We start from the raw sequence: 1,852 nt of genomic DNA, 5'->3' as shown, positions 1-1,852 counted from the left end.
ATCCGGCGTAACGCCTCATCAGTCAGTGTACGCCTTCTCTCCGATTTTTTGGGGATAGCATGTGATGTCTCATTAAACTTCCTTCGAAGATGAGCCCAACAGCCAGAAAGCAGAACGCCCTCCAGCTTTTGATACCCTGGATATCCATCGACGTGCAGCGTACCCTGGAAACCTTTCAGAAAGTGTACGGGGTGGTCAGACGCACGGCTCGGCTGATACTCATATAACACGCACGGCTTCTCGTATTGACCTGTGCGGTACAGCCACATATAAGAAGAAGAGGAAGGACTGCGTCCTTTTTCCCGCAATACCTGCACCCCTGTTTCATCCGCATGGAGTCTGTCTGCTGACAGAAGTAGGTCATGCATCCTTTCATAGAGTGGCAGGATCCACTTCTCAGATACCTGGAGTAACCAGTTGGAAAGGGTCTGCCTGGAAACCGGTGCTCCTGCCTGCTGAAACACTTCTTCCAATCGGTAAAGCGGCAATCCGAACAGGTATTTCTGGCAAATCAGGAAGGCCAGAATGGAAGGGGAAGCCATGCTTTTCGGGAGAACAGGATTCGGCATCGGTGCAGAAACGATCGGCGTTCGGATACCCTCTTGGTCGCAATGTCTGCAAGCGTATACTTCTCGTTCATGTTCCACTACTTTTACGCGGGCAGGAATCACCACGAGTTCTCGCCGAATGTCTGTCTTCATGAGGTGCATCATATGTCCGCAATCCAAACAAGCCTGCTCCTCAGGGGGCAAGCTGTACGTCACACTCTCTACGGGCAGATCCGCCGAGAAGGTCAGTCGTCTTTCCCGGGGCTTCTTCTCTTTTTCGGAAGGATCTGTTGTGTCTATATCCACTGTTTCTTGACAGGAATCCACTAGGTTTTCTGCCTCGTTGAAAAGCTCGAGTTCCAGTTGTCCGCTGGGGGACTTTTCGCTGGAACGACCGAACTCCTGCTTTTTCTTGAGGCGGAACTGCTCCTCATACCAAGAGACCAGAGCAGAGAGTCTAGCGACTTCCTGTTCCAGCACGATGACGCGTTCATTCTGTTCAGTTGTCTGGGATGAGGTGTTCTGTAAATTTTTCATAAGATAGGAATTCGTCAAAACCAGCCAAATTCCTTCTTTATTTTACAACTTTTTATACAACTTTCGTTCCCATTACCCGAGGAAAGGCTTTCCCGTCTTCTATCGTCAGTCCATCCAGCATCCATCGTAGCTGACGTGGGCTGACGGAGGTGGCCTCTTCGCCGTGGCCGTCAGGCCAATGAAAACGCCCGGTCTCTAACCGTCGATAATACAACCAGAATCCGTTATAGTCCCAATGTAGAATCTTGACTCGATCCCGGTCTCTGTTACAAAAAATAAATAGATTAGATGTACAGGGATCCATCTGAAAGGTTTCCTGCACTTTCGCCGATAATCCGTCTATAGAAAGCCGCATATCGGTTGCCCCATGGGCAAGGTAGATTCCTTTGATGCCGTCCAGATTAATCCGCATCGTTCAGCACCTCCAAAAGTTCTCGTAGTAACTCTTGATCAAAGCCGCTACCAATCACCAATTTATATTCGCGAAGGTGGAGATCGATGGTGGAGGAAGGAAGCGTCACAGCCACAGAGGACCAAGTAATTTCCTGTTCTACAAAATCACTTCTTTTAATGTCTTCAGGAAATAACCGCTTACGTGCATTCATGAATTGATCATACGAAAACTGATCCTGTTTTCTGACCCACTCCGCTATCGTTTCCCCGCTGTGCCGCCAGTCCTCGATGATTCGAATCCATTCTTGATCTATTTCGCTGAGAAAAGCCGAAGGCTCTTCAGTCGTTGGTTTCATATTCTCAACTTCCTTTCA

3 protein-coding genes are annotated in these 1,852 nt (G+C 48.8%); all 3 read right to left on the bottom strand.

What is annotated here, in order from left to right:
• Positions 1–1,085, bottom strand: a 1,085-nt coding sequence (tnpC, locus tag NCCP2331_RS18190) for an IS66 family transposase (protein WP_251672113.1), incomplete at its 3' end; no start/stop codon positions are given.
• Between the two features lie 52 nt (positions 1,086–1,137).
• Positions 1,138–1,497 (bottom strand): IS66 family insertion sequence element accessory protein TnpB, encoded by a 360-nt coding sequence (tnpB, locus tag NCCP2331_RS18185; RefSeq protein ID WP_251672112.1) that lies wholly within the window; start codon positions 1,495–1,497, stop codon positions 1,138–1,140.
• The gene (tnpA, locus tag NCCP2331_RS18180) at positions 1,487–1,834 is read right to left on the bottom strand and encodes an IS66 family insertion sequence element accessory protein TnpA (RefSeq protein ID WP_251672111.1); all 348 of its coding nucleotides are present in this window, start codon (positions 1,832–1,834) and stop codon (positions 1,487–1,489) included. The genes tnpB and tnpA overlap by 11 nt, the downstream gene beginning before the upstream one ends.
• Positions 1,835–1,852: the final 18 nt, after the last annotated feature.

Source organism: Sporosarcina sp. NCCP-2331, from assembly GCF_023707945.1.
Lineage (GTDB): Bacteria > Bacillota > Bacilli > Bacillales_A > Planococcaceae > Sporosarcina > Sporosarcina cascadiensis.
This window is presented reverse-complemented; position numbering and strand designations above follow the sequence as displayed.